Source organism: Aggregatibacter actinomycetemcomitans (assembly GCF_023518055.1).
Lineage (GTDB): Bacteria > Pseudomonadota > Gammaproteobacteria > Enterobacterales > Pasteurellaceae > Aggregatibacter > Aggregatibacter actinomycetemcomitans.
Genome location: NZ_CP085096.1, coordinates 757,231 through 774,598, shown reverse-complemented (window position 1 = coordinate 774,598; position 17,368 = coordinate 757,231). Strand labels below are relative to the sequence as shown.

Here is a 17,368-nt window from a genome sequence, read left to right as displayed (position 1 = left end):
GGTGGTTTGTCACCCTATCAAGCAAAAGGTTAATTTTACCCTCTTGCCTGCGCCAACCACACAATCATTTTGGGATCGCGGTGATTGAAGATGATTTCATTGCGGTTGAGGGTTGCGATGTCGGCTAAATCTTGTTCATCTAAGGTGAAGCCGAAAATATCGCGGTTTTCAAGCATACGTTCCACTTTCACCGATTTCGGGATAATCGCCACGCCACGTTGGTTTAACCAGCGCAACACCACTTGCGCCACCGATTTACCGTGTTTTTCGGCAATTTTGGTTAATACAGGGTTGGTAAAAATGTCAAATTTCCCTTCTGCCAACGGGCCCCAAGATTGTTGCAAAATGCCGTGTTCTTTGTGGAACGCAATTTCTTCATCACGTTGATAGAACGGGTGGGTTTCAATTTGATTCACCGCCGGCACGATGTCGTGGCAGGTGATTAAATCCATTAAACGGTCAGTGTGGAAGTTACTCACGCCGATGGCACGAGCTTTGCCGGCCTTGTATAACTCTTCCATCGCACGCCATTCTTCGTGTACATCGCCCAACGGTTGGTGCATTAAATATAAATCCACATAATCCAACCCTAAACGTTCAAGGGAATCTTCCAAGGCTTTTTTGGTGTTTTCATAACCGTTTTTACGTTGAATCCACAGTTTGGTAGTGACGAAAATGTCTTCACGCGGAATGCCACTGGTTTTAATGGCACGCCCTACGCCCGCTTCGTTGGCGTACACTGCGGCGGTGTCTAATAAACGGTAGCCTGCTTTGAGTGCTTCCAATACCGCTTTTTCGGTTTCTTCATCGCTCACTTGATATACGCCGAAACCTACCATTGGCATTTCTACACCGTTGTTTAATTTGAATACTTTTTCCATTTTGTTTTTCCTTGTTTTATTGAATTTTGGGGCTACCTTATCCCCTCTCTCGCTTGCAGGACAAATGCTTGCATTTGAGCGTTGGCTCTGCCAACGACCCCGAAGGGGCGAGCGAAGCGAGTATTGGGTGGAGAAAATTCGCAGAATTCTCGGAGGGAGAGGGGAAAATCAATATCGTTCCCCCTCTCTCTGACGAAAATTGCCTGACGCAATTTCCGTCTCTCTCTCCCTCAAGCGGGCGAGAGGATTATTCCGCGTTTCGTTTTGATTTGTGCATTATAAAAAACTTTGATTCATTTGATTAGTAGGAAAAAATCGGATAGCCTTGTGAATAATATTCAACAATAGAACACCGCCTATGATCGACAACATCAACGAACTTCGCACCTTTATCACCGCGGCGCAAGAAGGCAGTTTCACCAAAGCCGCCGCAAAATTAAACGTTTCCACCTCCGCATTAAGCCATTCCATTCGCAAGCTGGAAGAACAGCTCAACATCAAACTGTTCAACCGCACCACACGCAGCATTGCCACCACGGAGGCGGGCGAGCAGTTGTTTCAAAATCTCTTGCCGTTGTTTGAAAGTATTGAAGATAATCTCAACGCATTAAGCACCTTTCGCAACACGTTGAAAGGGAAATTACGCATTAACGGTAACGATCATGTTTTTTTATCCATTTTGTGGGATAAATTGATGGCGTTCGCGGAACAATACCCCGAAATGGAATTGGAATTGACCAGTGACACCAAATTTGTGGATATCGTGGCGGGGCGGTTTGATGCGGGTATTCGCTTAGGATCGGACGTGGCACAAGATATGATCGCCGTGAGATTAAGCGACAAAATGCAAATGGCGGTGGTCGGCACGCCAGAGTATTTCGCCAAAAAAGCCACACCGAAGAAAGTAGAAGACTTGGGCGAACACGAGTGCTTGCTGGTGCGTTTGCCAACTTCAGACAGCATTATGACGTGGGAATTTCAGCCTGCAAAAAAATCCGCGCCTGTGGTGAAATTCCACCCGAAAGGACAACTTTGTTTTAACAACAGCCATTTAATCAGCCGTGCCGTGTTGGTGGGCAAAGGCTTGGCATGGTTGCCCATCGACACCATGCAGCCTTATTTAGACAGCGGCGAATTAGTAGAAGTGTTGAGCAATGTCGCTATCAGCTACGACGGCTATCATCTCTACTACCCAAATCGCCGCCAAAATTCACCGCTCTTTAAAGCCTTGGTGGCGGCATTGAAAATCTAACCGCAGGAAAAACACGTTGAAAACAAACCGCACTTTGGTTTCAGCAATCAAAGTGCGGTTTGTTTTTAGGGTGAATTTTAACTTATCCGATAATACAGGAAACGATAAGATTTGCGCACGAAGGGCACAATCCACATGATGGCGGCTTGCAACAAGCCGATACGTTTCCAGGCGGGAAAATCAAACATATACTTCGCCGAAATCAGGTGGAGATTATCCGCCCAACGTTCCATTTCATGATCATCATCGCAGCCGTAATCAAACTGTGCCCGCATATGTTTCATCACGTCATGGTGTTTTTGCGAATTGCGACTCATCCAAGTGCTGCCGATGTCAAAGGCGATTTCGCCACCACTAAAACGGACGGCAAGATCTTCAAACAGCTTTTTCACCTGCGCTTCATTGAAATACATCAATACGCCTTCAATAACAAATAAAAACTGTGCCTGCGGATAGGTGGAGCGTAATTCGTCCATCCAATCCGTATCAAACGCCGACGCGGCAAGCAAAATTTCATTTTCCGCCGGCGGCATCAGTTGCTTGCGCAATGCGATCACATCGGGCAAATCCAGCTCATAGAACGGCACATTTTTGCCGATGTCACCCACGCGCTCATGACGCGCATCCAGCCCGCAACCGATCATCACGATAATCGGTTGTTGGTGCTGTTGAATAAAGGCTTTGGTGAGGCTATCCAAATAGGTAGCGCGAATAGCCGACCCTACTGAACTGTGGATAGCAGTGTCAAACTTACTGAAATCATAATCAATTTGCGGCACCAGGCGTAGCGCCGATGCGTCGTGAATAATCGGATCGGGTTTGAGGGACTCGTGATAGCGCATATAGAGCGGAATAAGCAGGGTCTCGCTGACCGCATCCTGAATTTAAACATCATTACCTCCTTGTGGAAACGCGCGGTTAAACCGCGTAGAGAGTCATGTGTGGCGGACAGTACGGCGCAAGCTGCCGTCGGGAAAAGACGAATGTTGTCTTCTTGAGAACAGGATGATTATAGATGAGAATTATTCTTAATTAAAGGCTGGGATTAAGGGGGTGAAAAACGTTTGGAAAAATATTCATAAATCACTGAAGTGATTTATTCACCCCTTCGGGGCCCTTGGCATAACCAACGTTCAAAAAACGGAATTTTTTGTGACCGCACTTTTGGGTATGAGATGCTTATGTTGCAAGCCCAATAGCGAAAAGTGCGGTCATTTTTACGGGTGAATTTTACTTCTTAAACGCGCCCAGAATACCGCGCATAATTTGTTTTGTCACTTGGTTGCGAATATTGCGACCGACGGATTTTGCCACACTGCTGACGACTTGTTCGGTAACCGAGAGTTGTTCGCCGCGTTTTTTGGTGCCGAAAATCATGCGGCTGAGACTGCCCATGATGCCGTTTTCTTCTTCCTGTTTGGCTTGTTCCGCCTGTTTTTGCGCTACGGCGGCGAGATCTGCCTGCGCATTTAACACTTCAAATGCCGATTCGTTATCCACATAATCTTTATAGAACGCGTACAAATCGTCGTCTTTCACCCATGCGGCGCGTTGTTCGGCGCTAATCGGTGCCAATTGGCTTTTCGGCGGGAAAATGTAGGCGATTTCCACCGGTGTCGGCATACCTTTTTCATCCAGGAAAGAGACCAGCGCTTGCCCCACGCCAAGGGTGGAGATAGTTTCCACCACGTTGACTTTTAGGTTGGTGCGGAAAGTTTCCGCCGCCGATTTCACTGCTTTTTGATCACGCGGCGTAAAGGCACGCAGGGCGTGTTGTACGCGGTTACCTAATTGCCCAAGCACGGTGTCCGGCAAATCCAGCGGGTTTTGGGTCACGAAATAAATGCCCACGCCTTTGGAGCGAATCAGGCGCACAACCTGTTCCACTTTATCCACCAATACACTTGGCGCGCCGTCGAACAGCAAGTGAGCTTCGTCAAAGAACATGACGAATTTCGGTTTGTCGGGGTCGCCCACTTCCGGCAATTGCTCAAATAATTCCGCCATTAACCAAAGCAGGAAGGCGCTGTACATGCGCGGAGAATTGATCAGTTTTTCCGAATTTAACACATTGATGACACCACGACCGTCACAGGTTTGCAACCAGTCTTCCAGATTCAGCGCCGGTTCGCCGAATAAATTTGCCGCGCCTTCATTTTCCAGCGTTAATAATGCCCGTTGGATGGCTCCCACGCTGGCAGCGGATACATTACCGTATTCCACTTGGAAGGTTTTGGCATTTTCCGCCACATATTTCAACATGGCGCGCAGATCTTTTAAGTCGATAAGCAATAAGCCTTTGTCGTCGGCTACGCGGAACACCAGATTGAGCAAGCCTTCTTGGGTGGCGTTCAAATTCAATAAACGGGAGAGCAACAACGGCCCCATTTCGGAAATGGTGGTGCGCAGCGGAATGCCGGTTTCGCCGAAGACATCCCAAAAGGACACGGGATAGCCGCTTAAATAGCTTTCGCCGCCTAAATTGAACTGTTCGATACGCTCGGCGACTTTGCCTTGCATCGCGCCTGCTTGCACCAAGCCCGATAAGTCGCCTTTTACATCCACTAAAAATACCGGCACGCCGTCATCACTGAAGGTTTCCGCCATTTTGCGTAAGGTGACGGTTTTACCGGTTCCAGTGGCGCCGGCGATTAAGCCGTGGCGGTTTGCCATTTTGGCGGAAATGCCGAATTGTTGATTTTGTTCGGTTTGGGCGAGTAAATATTGCATGTTGAGTGTTCCTGATTGATGACGGATAAATTTCCCGCATGATATTTAAAAATAGAAGTGCGGTCAAAAAATAAGTTGTTTTTACGGTATAATTCCGCAGATTTTAGAAAATAACAGGGAAAGTGATGGCAACGGCAGAAATTTTGATCATTAAAATCGGCAAGGTGCAACAGCTTACCTTTGCCGACGGTTCGCTGTATGAAAGCGCCATTCGCAAAGTGCCGGTGGAGGCGGTGAAAATTCACTCACTTGGTGCGGAAGGCAATGATGTGGGATTGAAAGCCCATCATGGCGGTGTGGATAAAGCGTTATTTTTTATGTCGGCAGATGCCTTTCCTGCGTTAAATGCGTTATTAGACGAAAATTTTTCGTATCAGGACACAGCAGTTTACGGCGAGAATTTTGTGGTTTCCGCGCTGAATGAAGATTCCGTGTGTGTGGGCGATATTTATCAAATCGGCTCCTGCGTGGTGGAGGTGTCGCAGCCGCGTAAACCTTGTGAGCGCTTATCGAAAAATACCAATAATCCGAACACGCAACAAACCGTGTATCGCTCCGGCTGGTCGGGCTGGTATGTGCGGGTGGTACGCGAGGGGGAAATTCAGCGGGGCGACAAATTAATTTTGCAGGCGCGTCCGCATCCCGACTTTACCATTCGCCATTTGAACCGCTTGCTTTCGGCGCCCGACACGATTAACGAATTGGAACAGGCGTTGGCACTTGAGGTGTTGGCGCCGGCGTTTAAACGCTCGTTGCATTCTCAGCTTACCAAGTTACAACAAAAACAGAGTTAAAAATGACCGAACTTTTAGATTCCTATTGCCCTTGTCACTCCCATAACACCTATGGGGAATGCTGCGGGCGTTTTCATGCTTACGTGCAGTTTCCCGAAACTACCGAGCAGCTCATGCGCTCGCGCTATGCCGCGTATGTGTTAAAAAATGTGCCTTATATTGTGGAAACCACCGTGCCGAACCAACAAAAGCTGCTGAACGTGCAGGCAATTCAAACCTGGGCGGAAAATACGCAATGGCTTGGCTTACAGATTCTGAATACGGAAACCCTGACGAAGGTGCAAAGTGCGGTGGAATTTAACGCCATTTTTCAGGGCGAAGAAGGTGAGCAGGCGCATCTGAACGTTCGATTTTTGTGAAAATTGACAGGCGTTGGTATTTTGTGGATCCGACGGTGCCGCTACCGACCATGAAACAGCCTTGCATATGCGATTCCGGCAAAAAATTTAAGCATTGTTGCGGAGGATTTTTATGATTGATCTAAAAACCTTTTGTGCGTTGTTTTGGCAACGTTTTAATCAAAATAAACTCACGCAAGCCGCCGGTTATCTGACGTACAGCACCATGCTCGCCATTGTGCCGCTGATTATGGTGGTGTTTTCCATCTTCTCCGCTTTTCCGGTTTTTAACGAAGTTACCGGTGCGTTGAAAGAGTTTATTTTTACTAATTTCGCTCCCTCCGCCGGTGACGTGGTGGGGCAATATATTGATGAATTTGTGAATAATTCCAAACAGATGAGTGCGGTGGGTATCATCAGTTTAATTGTGGTGGCATTGATGTTGATTAATTCCATCGACCGCACCCTGAACGGCATTTGGCATGACACCAGTACCCGCCCGATTTTTACCTCTTTTGCGATTTATTGGCTGATTTTGACGTTAGGTCCGCTGTTAGTAGGCACCAGTATTGCCGCCAGTTCTTATGTGAAAACCATGTTTGAGTATTCTGCAGCTTCTTCTTTCGGTTTGAAATTACTCAGTTTTGTGCCGTTTCTTTCCACCTGGTTTATTTTCACCGTGATTTATATGGTGGTGCCGAATAAAAAAGTCAGTATTAAACATTCTGCTGCCGGTGCGCTGATTGCCGCGGTGTTTTTTACGCTGGGTAAGCAGGCATTTGCTTGGTACATTGTGACTTTTCCCTCTTATCAATTAATTTACGGCGCCATGGCGACCTTGCCGATTATGCTGCTATGGATTCAGTTAAGCTGGACTTTCGTGTTGCTCGGCGCACAACTGGCGGCGGTGCTGGCGGAAGTGCGGTCGAAAAAACAAGTAAATCATCAGGAGGTAAAACAGTGATTGCGTTAATTCAACGGGTAACACAGGCGAAAGTGGAAGTCGGTGGCGAAGTGGTCGGGCAAATCGGCAAGGGATTGTTGGTGCTGCTGGGCGTGGAAAAGGATGATGACCGACAAAAAGCGGATAAACTGGCGGAGAAGGTGTTGAATTATCGCGTGTTTAGCGACGCAGATGACAAAATGAATCTGAATGTACAGCAAATCGGCGGCGAATTATTGGTGGTGTCGCAATTTACCTTGGCGGCAGATACGCAAAAAGGGCTACGCCCGAGTTTCTCTAAAGGGGCACCACCGCCGTTGGCAAATGAGCTTTATACGTATTTCGTGCGAAAGTGCGGTGACAAATTAAAGGTAGAATGTGGACGTTTTGCGGCGGATATGCAGGTGAGTTTGGTTAACGACGGTCCCGTCACATTTTGGTTAAGTTGTTAGACCGGATGAAATTTTTATGCGTTTCCCTAGCAGTCGCCCGATTTTTCTGCTAAATTGAAATTCCTTCCGTGATCGATAAAAATTTTTTATTCTTCGCATAAAAATTCCTGGTGTTTAGAATGATTAGCAATAACCGGGACTTCATCATTAAAAAGAGGATGTTCTATGACTTTCAATACTTTTGAAACCCTCGCATTAGCGGGCTTTGTGCTGTTGCTTGGGTATTTTCTGGTAAAACGTATTTCCTTATTGAAAAGCTATAATATTCCTGAGCCGGTTGTGGGTGGTTTCTTAGTCGCGATTATTCTCACCGTTTTATATCAAGGCTGGGGATTGTCTTTTATGTTTGATACGAATTTGCAGTTCACCATGATGTTGGTATTTTTTTCTTCCATCGGTTTAAGTGCTAACTTTGCGCGCTTGGTAAAAGGTGGTAAACCGTTAATTATTTTTGTGATTGCAGCGACATTATTGATTACTGTACAAAATATCGTGGGTGTAACAGGTTCGGTCTTACTCGGCATCGACCCTGCTTACGGTCTAATTGCCGGTTCGGTCACCTTAACCGGCGGACATGGTACCGGTGCGGCGTGGGCCGGTAAATTAACAGAGTTATTCCACCTTGAAGGCGCCTTGGAATTAGCCATGGCTTGTGCCACCTTTGGTTTGGTCTCCGGTGGTATTATCGGCGGTCCGGTGGCACGCCATTTATTAGGGAAAATGAAACATGGCGAGAATCCGGAAAGCGATGATGTCGATGATGTACAAGAAGCTTTTGAGCACCCTACTTACCAACGTAAAATTACAACCCGCTCACTGATTGAAACGATTACCATGATGACGTGCTGTTTACTTATCGGTCAGTTCTTGGATGCACACACAAAAGGTAGCGTCATTGAATTGCCAACATTCGTATGGTGTCTGTTTACCGGGGTAATCATTCGTAATTCTTTGACCCATATTTTCAAATTTAATGTTGCTGATTCTGCCGTAGATGTTTTGGGTAACGTGGGTCTGTCCTTATTCTTAGCTATTGCATTAATGTCCTTAAAACTATGGCAATTGGCAGGGTTGGCGTTACCGGTCATGGTCATTTTGGCAATTCAGGTTGTTCTTATGGCAGTCTTTGCGGTTTATGTGACTTACCGCATAATGGGTAAAGATTACGACGCAGTAGTATTAAGTGCCGGTCACTGTGGTTTCGGCCTTGGTGCAACACCGACGGCAGTAGCGAACATGCAGGCGGTGACAAGCCGTTTTGGACCGTCACACAAAGCTTTCTTAATTGTACCGATGGTTGGCGCGTTCTTCATTGACTTGGTAAATGCTTCCGTGCTCAAAGTCTTTTTATTTGTGGTATCCGCATTGCACTAATTGAATTTATAGAAACAAAAAACCCATTGAGTTGTTCAATGGGTTTTTTGTTAAATTATTTTGCCACCCAAAGTGGTAAGCGTAAGATAACGGCTAAGCCACCCAGATCAGCTTTCCCTGCCCAGACTGCGCCGTGATGGTCCTTCGCTGTATTGGCAACAATGGATAAGCCTAAGCCGGTGCCACCGGTTTCGCGGGTACGCGTTTCATCAACGCGATAAAACGGCTTAAAGATTTTTTCATATTCATCTTCCGGTAAGCCTGCACCGTTATCTTCAATGCGAATAAATAAGTCATTTTCATGAGTATAGATGTGAACGGAAATTGCTGATTTTGTATATTTCAACGCATTTCTGACAATATTTTCCACCGCACTTGCAAGAAGTCCGTGGTTACCATTGAGGTAATACTGTTCAGGATGGGCGATGCCTTGCTCCACGTGAAAACGAATATTTCGTTGAGCTGCTTCAAATTTTGCATCTTCTAAAATTTCTTTCCAAAGTAAAGGTATCGGGAAGATGTCTTTTTCCAGATGACTATTCAGCTGTTGACGGGAAAGCTGTAGCAAGTCACTGACCATTTTATCTAAACGTTGTGCTTCCGTATCAATACGCTGAATTTCGTTACTATCGCCTAAGCGACGACGCAATAACGCCGTTGCCAGTTGTAGACGGGTCAGAGGGGTTCTTAATTCGTGAGAAATAGAAGATAATAACGATTGCTGATTTGACAATACCTCTTCAAGAGAAAGCATCATGCGGTTAAAACTTTGTCCTACTTGACGTAACTCGATCAACCCTTTGGTTTCAAGATTTTTATTAATTTTTAAATTTCCTATGGCAACGGCATTTGCTGCAAGTTGTAGGTTACGAATAGGCTGACCTATACTGCGTGATAGCCACCACAATAACGGTGTGGAAATTAAAATGACCAAGATGATCAGGAAAAACGGGCGATCAAAAATGTAGTTTAGGATCTCTTTCTGTGCATTGATCTGATTGACAAAATATAAGCTATAAGATTGATTATGCTCAGGATTTAGGTACAGAGAAAACGGACCGACAATTTGAATATTGGAATAGATTTTTTTTAACGGTTGATCCAATGAAGCGTTGTTAAAAATAAATTGACGTACTGATTTTTCTTCTTCAGTGAGTGCGCCGAGAATTTGTCCACTCGGCGAGATTAGTACAGGATGGGGGGTAAATCGATCATTAGGGAAACTTGGAATTCCTGCTAAAATACGGGAAATTTGGTTGTTACGCATCGAAGTTGTAATTTCTTTTTGATACTTTATCATTTCATGCTCTTTTAAATCCGAGTAAATATGCGCATCAAAATAAGGTAATAAAAAAATAAAGATTAGTAAAATGGAAAATGTGAGCCAGAAGAAAGTGAAAATTCGTATGGTGAGTGAGTTAAAAATAAATTCTTTTCTGAACATGATAATTCGGTGTGAAAAAGGCTATATAAAAATAGCCTTTATTGTTATTTTTCCGCTATTAATAAATAACCGCGACCACGAAGTGTTTTAAACCATGGTAGATCATCGGAGCGAGCCGGTAATTTTTTTCGTAAATTCGACATATGCATATCAATGGCACGATCGAAAGGCGTAAGTGGCTTGCCCAAAACTTCAAGACTTAACTCTTCACGAGTCAGAATTAACCCGGGATGAGTAATAAGTTTTAGTAATAAAGCAAACTCGGTGCCGGTGAGTTCAAGATCTTTTGAACCCAGCATTGCCTGTTGGCGTCCCGGATAAAATACGATGCCGCCGAACTCGATTTTATCCACATCTGTCGGATCTTTCGCGTTATTTGCCTGTGCTGTACGTCTTAAAATCGCTTTAATTCGCGCAACCAATTCACGATCGTTAAACGGCTTCGGTAGGTAGTCGTCCGCACCTAATTCAAGACCTAAAATACGATCAATATCATCACCGCGGGCAGTCAGCATCATGACCGGCGTGGAATAGTTTTTTCTGATTTGTTTTAATGTTTCGATACCGTTTAAGACCGGCATCATAATATCTAATAAGATGAGATCATAACTATGGTCAAGCAATTCCAATGCTTCTTTACCATTGTTTGCGACATTCACCTGAAAGCCTTCTAAATCGAGTAATTGTGCTAACAGTTCGGTGAGCTCCGCATCATCATCAACAAGTAAAATTTTAGCCATAGGTTAAACCTTATTTGGGTTACAAATAAAAAGAGTGAAGATTATTTCCAGAATTGCCACCAACGCTTAGCTTGAGCGTCAGGTGCTGTGATAATGGTATTATTCACTTCGACTTTATCGTCATTCGGTAACGGTTTGTCCAAGTCAAAGTTGCTTACGGTACCATTTTGGTCAAAATTTACGACCAGAGTGTGCTGTTCCGGCGTTTCATAGGCTTTTTGTTGTAAGTAAACATAATACCAGGTGTGGTTACTGTAAGGATCGATGAGAACCGGCGTACCGAGTAAATACTGAACCTGTTGGGCTGTCATGCCGGTTTTTAATTGTGTAACTTTTGAGGCTTCCAAATAGTTACCTTGTGGCACATCAATACGATAAACGACTTTATTGACGGTGGAACAGGCGGTAACACTGAGCGTGAAAATAAGTGCGGTTACGACAGATCTGAATTGCATTTCTTTGCCTTTTTATTCTCTGGATAATGTGAATGATGATACCGAAAGTTTAATTAATTGCCAAACTAATTCTGTTCTTTTAACTGGCGCTGCAACTGATCGCGTAAATTTGGCGGAAGCCCTTTGATTGTAAGCGTATCTGCGGCTTCATCCCAAATGATACGTTGATTAATTAACTCCGCATCAAAACTGATGGTCACTCCTTTGCCGGAACCGGAGAATTTCGTGAGCGACTTAAGTGCGGTGCGAACCGGCGGTATATTTTCTTCCAAGCCGTAATTTTGCGCTTGAGTAAACTCGGCAAAAGGTTGTTGGTTTAGAGTCGGCAGCTCGCCGGAAAGTTCCGTAAGTTCAATGTCTTCGCCGTTATTTATCTGTCCTTTGCAGTATTCAGACACCTGTTTTTTTACCGCTTGGGTTTGTTCACGATTTAACTCGCCTTGTGCGCAGTAATCACTCACCGCCTGTAATAAACATTGATTTTGTACTTGCGGGTTAAGCCCTTCTTCCGCACCCAGAAAATCCATAAAGAAGTCCGCGATTTTGCGCCCGACGCGCCCTTTGATGAAGGTTAAGTAACGATTGGAATTGGCATTAAGTTGCAGGTCGGTTAAATTAATACGTGCTGCCACATCAAATTGGGTGATGTCTAAATATTCGGTACGCTGAATTTCCAATTTGTCATCCACCAACATACTGACACGACTGTCCAATAACGCGATAAACAGGTAATCGGTGGCGAGAAAATTATATTGGCATAAAACCAAAGTGCCGCTATCGGCAAAATTATATTTACTCAGTTCGTTAATCAATAAATTCGTTGCTTCATAGCTGAACGGCAGGAATTCCAGTTCATTTTCCAACAAGCGATTCAGACTTTGGGCAAACACCGAGGAGTCCAGGAAAATACCATAACCTTTCGCTTTGTTTTGATAGCCTTGGTGTAGCTGCAACATCATTTGTTCTACTTCCGGCGTGATTGTCAGTACTTGTTTACGTAGCACGCTATTCAGTTGCAGCACGCTTTTCGGTTCGGTTTGATTGGATTTGATAATTTGGTGGAGAATAATTTGTTTAACTGTAATGCTCATGAAATTGTCCTTAAAAAACTCTGTCTATTATAACCGCACTTTTTACCGGAACTAACAAAATATGTTAGGATTAGCGCAATTATCGGTTAATATATACGGCATTTTAAATCGGCAGACCAACCAAACATGGCAATTCAATCAAAATATCAAGATAAACAAATAGATGAAATTCTCAACGACATGATTGCAGTGCTGGAAAAACACCAAGCGCCGCTGGATTTATCCTTAATCGTGTTAGGCAATATGACCACCAATTTACTGCTCGGCAGTGTCGGAAAACAGCAACGACAAGTGCTGGCAAAAGCCTTCTCCGACGCTTTGCTGAACTCTCTTAATACGACGAACCAATAGCATTATGTGGAAATTTAACAGCAAACAATATCGAGAAGAAACCTCGCAAAAAATTTCGTGGGGGCACTGGTTTGCTTTTTTTAATATTCTGTGGGCGATTTTTATCGGCGCCCGTTATGCTTTTATTATCGACTGGCCCGACACCTTATTCGGTAAAGTGTATTTTTTCATCAGTTTATTAGGGCATTTCAGTTTTATTGTTTTCGCCTTTTATCTGCTGGTGATTTTCCCCCTCAGTTTTATCGTCAAAAACCACCGCACTTTTCGCGGTCTGACCGTTATTCTTGCGACCATTAGCAACACCTTATTATTAGTGGATACGGAAGTTTTTGTTCGCTTTAATCTTCACCTTTCCTCCTTAGTCTGGAATTTACTGGTGAATCCGGAAAACGGTGAACTCTCCCGCAACTGGCAACTTTTTTTCGTACCTATGCCGTTGATTTTATTAATACAAATGCTATTTTCACGTTGGTCTTGGCAAAAATTACGCAGTTTAGAACGGCAAAAATGGCTGAAAGGCATAGGCATCTTTTTTGTTTGCACATTTAGTGCCACCCACCTGATTTATGCGTGGGCGGATGCTTATTTGTATCGTCCGATTACGATGCAGCGTTCCAATTTTCCGTTGTCCTATCCGATGACTGCCCGCTCATTATTAGAAAAGCGTGGTTTTATCAACAAGCGGGAATACGCCGAACGGTTGGCACAGGAAGGCCGCTTGGATGCGTTGGCGATTGAATATCCTAAAAAGCCACTGACGTTTGATGAGCCGACGGAGAAGCAAAATATCATTCTGATTACCATTTCCGGGCTGCGTTATGATGCCATTAATGAAAAGAGCATGCCGAATTTAGCACGGTTCACCACCGATTCCACGCAATTTACCAATCATTACAGTAGCGGAAATAACAATAACGCCGGGTTAACAGGCCTATTTTATGGTTTGAATGCAAATTATACCGACAGCTTATTGAGCAGCAAAATCCCTTCCGCACTGGTTGAACACATAACGCAACAGAAATACGTGCAAGGGCTGTTTTCCGGCAGGAAGTTTAATTCCAGCATTTTACGGCGTGCGATTTATCAGCAAACCAAACTGATCGGTGACACTTCCAACCAAGGGGCAGTAAATGCTTTTCAACATTGGCTGGAGACGGCAAAAACGCAGGAAAAACCGTTCTGGGGCTATTTGAGCTTGGATATTAAACCGAATTTATCACCGGAAAATTATGCGCAGGAACGTACCAAAATTGATGAATTATTAGGGCAGATTTTGCCGCAATTGGATTTACCTAATACCCTGGTGATTATTACTGCTGAGCATGGCTATACCTTCCGGCAGCTCACGGAGAAAGAGGAAAATCGCTATTTCGCCCAAGATAAAGTGCGGGTGCCGATGATCGTACATTGGCAAGGTTTGGCGAAAGGTAAAGTGACAAAATTAACCTCTCATGTGGATGTGCTGCCGGCGTTAATGAAACACGTTTTCAAGGTGAGAAATCCGATTGGCGATTACGCGCAGGGACGTGATTTGTTTGACTTGAATCAGACCCCGGATTGGGTTTTGGTGTCTAATTATCGCTGGAATGTGATTATTCAGCCGGATGGCACGCAATATCATATTGATACGCGCGGAAACTATCAAAAATATGACCGCACTTATCAGAAAATTTCCTCTAAAAGACCGCCATTAGGGCTGTTTTTGGAAGTGTTTAATCAAGAGCGTTCATTTTTAGAAAAATGATTAAAAATACGCCTGACCAATAGTCAAAATCGATTATGTTTTTGAGGTTGCTCGCTTTATACTAGCGGGCAATTTATATCGGGACAAATACGATGTTATTAATTAAAAATCTGCGAATTTTTTATAACATTATCCGTTATTGCAATGAATCCGTTTCATTGTTCGCCCTTCTTTTTTCAATTAATAAACGATCCTCTTTTGAGGATTTTTTCTATTTGCGCCCATCACATTTTCCAATTTGCCTACCACGGAGTAATCATGACGAAGAATCATGTTCGGAGTTTCAAAACCTATATTCGAGATGAAATTATTAAAAAAGGTGGCTGGGTTAATGCACATGCGCATGCCGATCGCGCTTTTACCATGACCCCGGAAAAAATCGGGATTTATCACAGCAGTAATTTGCAGCAAAAATGGGACTTGGTGGACGAGGTAAAACGCACCTCCTCCGTGGATGATTATTACGCCCGTTTTTGTCAATCTATCGAATTGATGATTTCCCAAGGGGTTACGGCGTTCGGTACCTTTGTGGATATTGACCCGGTGTGTGAAGATCGCGCCATTATTGCCGCCCACAAAGCGCGCGAAGTGTATAAAAATGACATTATCCTGAAATTCGCCAACCAAACGTTGAAAGGCGTGATTGAACCGACGGCACGCAAATGGTTCGACATCGGTTCGGAAATGGTGGATATGATCGGTGGCTTGCCTTATCGTGATGAATTAGATTACGGACGCGGTTTGGACGCCATGGATATTTTGTTGGATAAAGCCAAGTCTCTCGGCATTATGTGCCATGTGCATGTGGATCAGTTCAATTCGCCGCAGGAAAAAGAAACGGAGCAGTTATGCGATAAAGCCATTGAACATGGTATGCAAGGTCGGGTGGTGGCGATTCACGGTATTTCTATCGGTTCGCATTCCAAAGAATATCGCTATCGTTTATATGAAAAAATGCGTCAGGCGCAAATGATGATGATTGCCTGTCCGATGGCATGGATTGATAGTAACCGAAAAGAGGAACTGATGCCGTTCCATAATGCACTCACGCCGGCGGATGAAATGATTCCGGAAGGCATTACGGTAGCGATTGGTACGGATAATATTTGCGATTACATGGTGCCTTTATGTGAAGGCGATATGTGGCAGGAGCTGAGCTTGCTGGCGGCAGGTTGCCGCTTCCCGGATTTGGATGCCATGGTGAATATTGCCAGCATCAACGGGCGTAAAGTGTTGGGCATTGATTAGAAAGAAAAATACCGAGTTTAGCGCTCGGTATCTTTGATTGGGCAACAAAGTGCGGTCAATTTTTTTCGTGTTTTTTAAAGGAAAAGTGCGGTGGGTTTTAGCGGTGTTTTTCTTCCTGCTTCACTTCATCCCATAACAGATCCATTTCGACCAGAGACGCGTCTTCCAAAGAACGATGTTGTTGCTTTAATTTTTCTTCTACGCGACGGAAGCGTTGTTCAAATTTTTGGTTCGCTTTGCTTAGGCTTTCTTCCGCCTGACATTTCAAATGACGGCTTAAATTGACGGTAGCAAATAACAAATCGCCCATTTCTTCTTCGATTTTCTGTTGATCTTGCGGAGAGCGTTCCATTTCCTGTTTCACTTCCTGTAATTCCTCTTCCACTTTGGCAAAAACCGGTGCAATGTCTTTCCAGTCAAAGCCGACTTTGGCACAGCGTTTTTGCAATTTTTCTGCTCGCATTAAGGCGGGAAAGGCATGCGGAATGTTATCTAAAATGGAGGTGTAACCTTGATTTTGATGCTCCTGCGCTTTCATGGCATTCCAATTCTGTAAGGCTTCCTGTTCATTATTGGCATGCTTGTCACCGAACACGTGGGGATGGCGACGCACGATTTTTTCCGCAACGTCTTGTACGACTTGATCAAAGGTAAACTTTTTCTCCTCCGCTGCTAATTGACTGAGAAAGACCACTTGTAAAAGTAAATCGCCCAATTCTTCCTTAAGATTTTCCACATTGTTTTGTTCAATGGCTTCAATAATTTCGTAGGCTTCTTCTTTCAGGCATGGAATCATGGATTGGTAGGTCTGTTTAATATCCCACGGACAACCGTGTTCGGGATCACGCAGTTGGGCAATGAGTTGGGTAAAATCATGAATAGAATAGGTCATTTTATGTTCAAAATTAGTTAAAAAAGGGTTTCGGATCCTAACACAAAAGGCATTTGGGATCATTTTTTTCATTGTAAATGAAAGTTTTTCTCAAAATGTGATCCAGCACATATTTTTTTTTATATCCCGGTGCTACTATACAACTAAAGTAAATTAATCCTGATCGGGTAAGGAGTTGATTATGTACAAACATGTGTTAGTTGCGGTTGATCTTTCAGAAGAAAGTGCGTTCTTGTTGAAAAAAGCGGTCGGCGTGGCAAAGCGTTATGATGCGAAGTTATCCATTATTCATGTGGATGTTAACTTCTCGGATCTTTACACAGGGCTTATTGACGTAAATATGGTATCAATGCAGGATCGCATTTCCAGCGAAACCCAACAGGCGTTGATCAAACTCGCCGAACAAGCGGGTTACCCGATCACCGAAAAACTCAGTGGTAGTGGGGATTTAGGGCAAGTGTTAGCCGATGCCATCGACAAATATGATGTGGACTTACTTGTCACCGGCCACCACCAAGACTTTTGGAGTAAATTGATGTCATCCACCCGTCAGGTGATGAATTCAATTACTGTTGATATGCTTGTTGTTCCTCTTCGTGACGAATAAAGCAAGTAGTAAATAAGTTGTCCAAAAACTAA

Annotated in this window: 17 protein-coding genes and 1 pseudogene; 10 read left to right on the top strand and 8 right to left on the bottom strand. The window is 44.2% G+C overall.

What is annotated here, in order from left to right:
• Positions 1-35: 35 nt before the first annotated feature.
• The gene (locus LIN98_RS04045) at positions 36-881 is read right to left on the bottom strand and encodes an aldo/keto reductase (RefSeq protein WP_005546924.1); all 846 of its coding nucleotides are present in this window, start codon (positions 879-881) and stop codon (positions 36-38) included.
• A 358-nt stretch (positions 882-1,239) separates the two neighbouring features.
• Here LIN98_RS04045 and LIN98_RS04040 point away from each other — a divergent pair, with 358 nt between their 5' ends.
• Positions 1,240-2,133 (top strand): LysR family transcriptional regulator, encoded by an 894-nt coding sequence (locus LIN98_RS04040; protein ID WP_005546922.1) that lies wholly within the window; start codon positions 1,240-1,242, stop codon positions 2,131-2,133.
• Positions 2,134-2,210: 77 nt separating this feature from the next.
• Here the strand turns inward: LIN98_RS04040 and LIN98_RS04035 are convergent, their stop codons facing one another.
• Positions 2,211-2,975 (bottom strand): class I SAM-dependent methyltransferase, encoded by a 765-nt coding sequence (locus LIN98_RS04035; RefSeq protein ID WP_005570752.1) that lies wholly within the window; start codon positions 2,973-2,975, stop codon positions 2,211-2,213.
• A gap of 388 nt (positions 2,976-3,363) precedes the next feature.
• Positions 3,364-4,863 carry a helicase HerA-like C-terminal domain-containing protein gene (locus LIN98_RS04030; RefSeq protein WP_249856167.1) on the bottom strand — a complete coding sequence of 500 codons (1,500 nt, stop codon included), beginning with the start codon at positions 4,861-4,863 and terminating at the stop codon, positions 3,364-3,366.
• 125 nt (positions 4,864-4,988) lie between these two features.
• Here LIN98_RS04030 and LIN98_RS04025 point away from each other — a divergent pair, with 125 nt between their 5' ends.
• The 5 genes and pseudogenes from LIN98_RS04025 to gltS all read left to right on the top strand — a co-directional run bounded on the left by LIN98_RS04025 (position 4,989) and on the right by gltS (position 8,764).
• Complete coding sequence (locus LIN98_RS04025) at positions 4,989-5,657, top strand: MOSC domain-containing protein (protein ID WP_005546916.1); 669 nt, start codon at positions 4,989-4,991, stop codon at positions 5,655-5,657.
• Between the two features lie 2 nt (positions 5,658-5,659).
• Positions 5,660-6,132: pseudogene (locus LIN98_RS04020) on the top strand (YchJ family protein).
• Entirely contained in the window at positions 6,129-6,959 is an 831-nt protein-coding gene (locus tag LIN98_RS04015; protein ID WP_005566601.1) for a virulence factor BrkB family protein, read from the top strand. The pseudogene LIN98_RS04020 and the gene LIN98_RS04015 overlap by 4 nt, the downstream one beginning before the upstream one ends.
• Positions 6,956-7,390: a D-aminoacyl-tRNA deacylase gene (gene dtd / locus LIN98_RS04010; RefSeq protein WP_005566600.1), complete on the top strand. Its 435-nt coding sequence runs from the start codon at positions 6,956-6,958 to the stop codon at positions 7,388-7,390. The genes LIN98_RS04015 and dtd overlap by 4 nt, the downstream gene beginning before the upstream one ends.
• 165 nt (positions 7,391-7,555) lie before the next feature.
• Positions 7,556-8,764 carry a sodium/glutamate symporter gene (gene gltS / locus LIN98_RS04005; RefSeq protein ID WP_005564776.1) on the top strand — a complete coding sequence of 403 codons (1,209 nt, stop codon included), beginning with the start codon at positions 7,556-7,558 and terminating at the stop codon, positions 8,762-8,764.
• Positions 8,765-8,819: 55 nt separating this feature from the next.
• Here the strand turns inward: gltS and cpxA are convergent, their stop codons facing one another.
• The 4 genes from cpxA to yejK all read right to left on the bottom strand — a co-directional run bounded on the left by cpxA (position 8,820) and on the right by yejK (position 12,494).
• The gene (cpxA, locus tag LIN98_RS04000; RefSeq protein ID WP_005567558.1) at positions 8,820-10,208 is read right to left on the bottom strand and encodes an envelope stress sensor histidine kinase CpxA; all 1,389 of its coding nucleotides are present in this window, start codon (positions 10,206-10,208) and stop codon (positions 8,820-8,822) included.
• Positions 10,209-10,252: 44 nt separating this feature from the next.
• Entirely contained in the window at positions 10,253-10,948 is a 696-nt protein-coding gene (locus LIN98_RS03995; RefSeq protein WP_005542017.1) for a response regulator, read from the bottom strand.
• Positions 10,949-10,989: 41 nt separating this feature from the next.
• A complete protein-coding gene (gene bamE / locus LIN98_RS03990; protein WP_005567556.1) occupies positions 10,990-11,403 on the bottom strand; it encodes an outer membrane protein assembly factor BamE in 414 nt (137 codons plus the stop codon).
• 65 nt (positions 11,404-11,468) lie between these two features.
• Complete coding sequence (yejK, locus tag LIN98_RS03985; protein WP_014167601.1) at positions 11,469-12,494, bottom strand: nucleoid-associated protein YejK; 1,026 nt, start codon at positions 12,492-12,494, stop codon at positions 11,469-11,471.
• A 126-nt stretch (positions 12,495-12,620) separates the two neighbouring features.
• On the opposite strand from yejK, the gene LIN98_RS03980 reads away from it, so the two are divergent.
• The 3 genes from LIN98_RS03980 (at position 12,621) to LIN98_RS03970 (ending at position 15,837) form a co-directional block, all read left to right on the top strand.
• Positions 12,621-12,845 carry a YejL family protein gene (locus LIN98_RS03980; protein ID WP_005546151.1) on the top strand — a complete coding sequence of 75 codons (225 nt, stop codon included), beginning with the start codon at positions 12,621-12,623 and terminating at the stop codon, positions 12,843-12,845.
• Positions 12,846-12,849: 4 nt separating this feature from the next.
• Complete coding sequence (locus LIN98_RS03975) at positions 12,850-14,589, top strand: DUF3413 domain-containing protein (RefSeq protein WP_005567552.1); 1,740 nt, start codon at positions 12,850-12,852, stop codon at positions 14,587-14,589.
• A 258-nt stretch (positions 14,590-14,847) separates the two neighbouring features.
• Positions 14,848-15,837 carry an amidohydrolase family protein gene (locus LIN98_RS03970; RefSeq protein WP_005546155.1) on the top strand — a complete coding sequence of 330 codons (990 nt, stop codon included), beginning with the start codon at positions 14,848-14,850 and terminating at the stop codon, positions 15,835-15,837.
• Between the two features lie 97 nt (positions 15,838-15,934).
• Here the strand turns inward: LIN98_RS03970 and mazG are convergent, their stop codons facing one another.
• Entirely contained in the window at positions 15,935-16,729 is a 795-nt protein-coding gene (gene mazG / locus LIN98_RS03965; protein WP_005567549.1) for a nucleoside triphosphate pyrophosphohydrolase, read from the bottom strand.
• Between the two features lie 181 nt (positions 16,730-16,910).
• On the opposite strand from mazG, the gene uspA reads away from it, so the two are divergent.
• Entirely contained in the window at positions 16,911-17,336 is a 426-nt protein-coding gene (gene uspA, locus LIN98_RS03960; RefSeq protein ID WP_005542026.1) for a universal stress protein UspA, read from the top strand.
• Positions 17,337-17,368 lie beyond the last annotated feature (32 nt).

Excerpts from the sequence above, each read along its gene's own strand:
- LIN98_RS04045 (WP_005546924.1), bottom strand. The coding sequence starts at position 881 with ATGGAAAAAGTATTCAAATTAAACAACGGTGTAGAAATGCCAATGGTA.
- LIN98_RS04040 (WP_005546922.1), top strand. The coding sequence starts at position 1,240 with ATGATCGACAACATCAACGAACTTCGCACCTTTATCACCGCGGCGCAA.
- LIN98_RS04035 (WP_005570752.1), bottom strand. The coding sequence starts at position 2,975 with ATGCGCTATCACGAGTCCCTCAAACCCGATCCGATTATTCACGACGCA.
- LIN98_RS04030 (WP_249856167.1), bottom strand. The coding sequence starts at position 4,863 with ATGCAATATTTACTCGCCCAAACCGAACAAAATCAACAATTCGGCATT.
- LIN98_RS04025 (WP_005546916.1), top strand. The coding sequence starts at position 4,989 with ATGGCAACGGCAGAAATTTTGATCATTAAAATCGGCAAGGTGCAACAG.
- LIN98_RS04015 (WP_005566601.1), top strand. The coding sequence starts at position 6,129 with ATGATTGATCTAAAAACCTTTTGTGCGTTGTTTTGGCAACGTTTTAAT.
- gltS (WP_005564776.1), top strand. The coding sequence starts at position 7,556 with ATGACTTTCAATACTTTTGAAACCCTCGCATTAGCGGGCTTTGTGCTG.
- cpxA (WP_005567558.1), bottom strand. The coding sequence starts at position 10,208 with ATGTTCAGAAAAGAATTTATTTTTAACTCACTCACCATACGAATTTTC.
- LIN98_RS03995 (WP_005542017.1), bottom strand. The coding sequence starts at position 10,948 with ATGGCTAAAATTTTACTTGTTGATGATGATGCGGAGCTCACCGAACTG.
- bamE (WP_005567556.1), bottom strand. The coding sequence starts at position 11,403 with ATGCAATTCAGATCTGTCGTAACCGCACTTATTTTCACGCTCAGTGTT.
- yejK (WP_014167601.1), bottom strand. The coding sequence starts at position 12,494 with ATGAGCATTACAGTTAAACAAATTATTCTCCACCAAATTATCAAATCC.
- LIN98_RS03980 (WP_005546151.1), top strand. The coding sequence starts at position 12,621 with ATGGCAATTCAATCAAAATATCAAGATAAACAAATAGATGAAATTCTC.
- LIN98_RS03975 (WP_005567552.1), top strand. The coding sequence starts at position 12,850 with ATGTGGAAATTTAACAGCAAACAATATCGAGAAGAAACCTCGCAAAAA.
- LIN98_RS03970 (WP_005546155.1), top strand. The coding sequence starts at position 14,848 with ATGACGAAGAATCATGTTCGGAGTTTCAAAACCTATATTCGAGATGAA.
- mazG (WP_005567549.1), bottom strand. The coding sequence starts at position 16,729 with ATGACCTATTCTATTCATGATTTTACCCAACTCATTGCCCAACTGCGT.
- uspA (WP_005542026.1), top strand. The coding sequence starts at position 16,911 with ATGTACAAACATGTGTTAGTTGCGGTTGATCTTTCAGAAGAAAGTGCG.